Source organism: Paenibacillus sp. AR247 (assembly GCF_002968895.1).
Classification (GTDB): domain Bacteria; phylum Bacillota; class Bacilli; order Paenibacillales; family Paenibacillaceae; genus Paenibacillus_AQ; species Paenibacillus_AQ favisporus.
Map to the genome: position 1 here is coordinate 346,484 of NZ_PCZT01000012.1, position 2,862 is coordinate 349,345.

The 2,862-nt window shown below is 54.5% G+C and carries 2 protein-coding genes and 1 pseudogene; all 3 read left to right on the forward strand.

Annotated features, from left to right (window positions below; genetic code table 11):
• Positions 1–409: 409 nt before the first annotated feature.
• The 3 genes and pseudogenes from CPT76_RS23045 to CPT76_RS23055 all read left to right on the forward strand — a co-directional run bounded on the left by CPT76_RS23045 (position 410) and on the right by CPT76_RS23055 (position 2,845).
• Positions 410–847: a hypothetical protein gene (locus CPT76_RS23045; protein ID WP_105444581.1), complete on the forward strand. Its 438-nt coding sequence runs from the start codon at positions 410–412 to the stop codon at positions 845–847.
• A gap of 171 nt (positions 848–1,018) precedes the next feature.
• Positions 1,019–1,923, forward strand: a pseudogene (locus CPT76_RS23050) (selenium metabolism-associated LysR family transcriptional regulator).
• A gap of 61 nt (positions 1,924–1,984) precedes the next feature.
• Entirely contained in the window at positions 1,985–2,845 is an 861-nt protein-coding gene (locus CPT76_RS23055) for a PHP domain-containing protein (protein WP_105444582.1), read from the forward strand.
• The last annotated feature ends 17 nt before the right edge of the window (positions 2,846–2,862 follow it).

Genomic DNA, 2,862 nt, shown 5'->3' on the forward strand with positions numbered 1-2,862 from the left:
CCCTATGTGCGTAAAATCGAACGCNCCTACCGCAACGAGATCAAAACGGAANATTTCGAGCGACGTACCGGATAAGACCCGATTTTATTGGCTTATAGTAGAGGTTCATCTGCCTGTCATCAGTTTCAATCCACCTGAAGTTANCGTTTGTCNGGAAGCAGCCGAGTTCGGCTGCTCTTTTTTTTAGTACCATGGCTTCCGGCTTCAGCGCCGGCAAACCTGTGAATCCGGCAAGGAAATTATCCGATTGGCGCGGAAAGAAACGGTGTAGATACGACGGTCCTCTTTTCTGTATATGAAAATATGCCGGGATACGTAGTTTGGAGCTTGTGAAGAACGTGGTAATGATGTAATATAATAGGCATAAATACATAGATACAAAGTCCTATGTAGTGGAGAGTGATAGTCCATGCGCGACAAAGGAATGGAAAGATGGAGCACCTATGAACCTTTTTTTGTGACCTTAGGGGATAAGCGGGTGGCCGACATCGTCATTACCCATCATGCGAAGACAAGGTACAACGACCGGATTCATAGTGATATCCATAGTATAGATGGTATAGCCGCATGGATGTGGGAGTGCCTGAAGCAGGGCCGGATCGCTCCCTACTACCGGAATGAGAAGGACGTTTACCTGATTGACGAGGATCTTGTCGTCGTCGCGGAATTTGCGGAGATCGAAGGGGAAACCGACATCAGCGGAAATCCGCTGCACAAGATGATTATCGTGACGTTCCTTGGCAAAATGTCGGAGACGATCGAGCTGAGGGACCTGAAGTCTTATTATTCCTGGCTGCGCCATTCGCGGAGAATGACGTTGATTAAAAATACTCGCAAGCGGAAATAACCGCGTTTTGTAAGCGTGAGCATGGATTCCCCCCTCCGGGAAGCCATGCTCATTTTTGTTGATTCATGTGTCGGTTCCGCAGACTTTACCTGCCGCTGAAATGTTAAACGGCGTTGGTGGTTCACGGCCGAATCGGATACAATATAAGAACGACGAGGGGGAGAGCATGCCATGAATTTTCACCAGCTCCACATTTTTTATACCGTGGCGGAACGTGGGAGCTTCTCGGCGGCGGCGAGCGCGCTGCACATGACCCAGCCGGCCGTTACGATGCAGATTCAGTCCCTGGAGGAATATTTCGGGACGCGCCTGCTGATCCGCTCCACCAAGAAGATCGAGCTGACCGAAGCGGGGATCACCCTTTTGCCGTATGCGGCAAAGAGCATCGCCCTGGTTAAGGAAACGGACAATGCGATGGCATCGCATACCCATATGCTGCAGGACCGGCTTCAGCTCGGCTCCAGCCTCACGATCGGCGAATACTTCCTGCCGCGGCTGCTCGGCCGTTTGGACAGCAGTATCCGCACATCAGTATTATGATGAAGGTGATGAACACTACACAGATCATCGAAGAGATTACGAAGCATCAGCTGAATTTCGGCCTGATCGAGGCGACGATCCACCATCCGGATATGGTCATCGATCCCGTCATGCAGGACGAGCTGAAGCTGATCGTGCCTATCGGCCATCCCTTGGCCGAGCGGGAATCGGTCGAGCTGGAAGAAGTGCTTGCCTATCCGTTTGTGCTGCGGGAAAAAGGGTCGGGCACGCGCCAGGTGATGGAAAGTGTGCTGATCCACAAAGGGATCGATCCACAAAGCCTGCAGACCGCGATGGAGCTTGGTAGCACGGGAGCGGTGAAATCCGCCGTCGAGGCCGGTTTCGGCATTACGATGCTGTCGCCGGCCTCGGTCAAGCATGAAACCGCACTGAACCTGGTTACCATCATTCCGATCCGAGACGCCGAATTTAAGCGGCAGTTTTATGCCATTCATTTGAAATCCACCCTGCTTCCGCTGTCAGCCGTGACCTTTCTGAATTTTCTTAAACAGCAGCAGGAACAGCAGGGGGAATAGGGCCAAGCCGGCAGTTAAAGGAATATTTCACAGCTTAAGACGCTGAATGAGTGAAGGAGGAATGGACTTGTCCACAGATCAGAAATACGGTGACCTGCATACGCATACGACGGCTTCGGACGGGATGCAGCCACCCTCGGAGAATGTTCGGATCGCCCACGGGAAGGGACTCGCGGCCGTGGCGATTACCGACCATGACACCGTGGGAGGCATTCCGGAAGCATTGGAAGCCGGGCAGCGGCTCGGCATCACCGTCGTTCCCGGCGTCGAAATCAGCACCCGTGCCGGCGGTAAGGATATACACGTCCTGGGCTATTACATCGACATAACACATGAGCCGTTTTTGAAGCATCTCGCCGAGCTGAGACAAACCCGGGAACGGCGTAACGATCAGATGATCGCGAAGCTGCAGCAGCTTGGAATTTCCATCACGCTCGAGGAGGTCATTGCCGGGCTGGGGCGCGAGCTGAAGCCGGATGAAAGCGTCGGGCGGCCGCATATGGCCGACGTATTGGTCAAGAAGGGCTATGCCTCTGACATGCGGGACGCCTTTAACCGCTATTTGGGCGAGGATGCGCCTGCCTACGTATCCGTTCCGCGGATCACACCCGCGGATGCCTGCGCCTGGATCCGGGAAGCCGGCGGAACGCCTGTGCTGGCCCATCCGGGGATCTACGGCGATGACGCGCTGGTGGAACGGATTGTTAGGGAAGCGAAACCTGCCGGAATCGAAGTCTACCATTCCGACCACGGCCCGGCCGATGAGGAACGGTACCTGAGGATGGCTGATGAGCATGGGCTGATCGTCACGGCGGGCTCCGATTTTCACGGGGAACGGCAGGGCGTCGTCTTCCATGGTGATATCGGCAGCCGTACGATCCCGGTGACCGTATTGGAACAGCTTCAGCGGGGAACAAAATAGTCATGGGTGCCCGGGCG

What these genes read in the sequence shown, in the direction of transcription:
- CPT76_RS23045 (WP_105444581.1), top strand. Translation starts at nt 410, where the DNA reads ATGCGCGACAAAGGAATGGAAAGATGGAGCACCTATGAACCTTTTTTT.
- CPT76_RS23055 (WP_105444582.1), top strand. Translation starts at nt 1,985, where the DNA reads ATGGACTTGTCCACAGATCAGAAATACGGTGACCTGCATACGCATACG.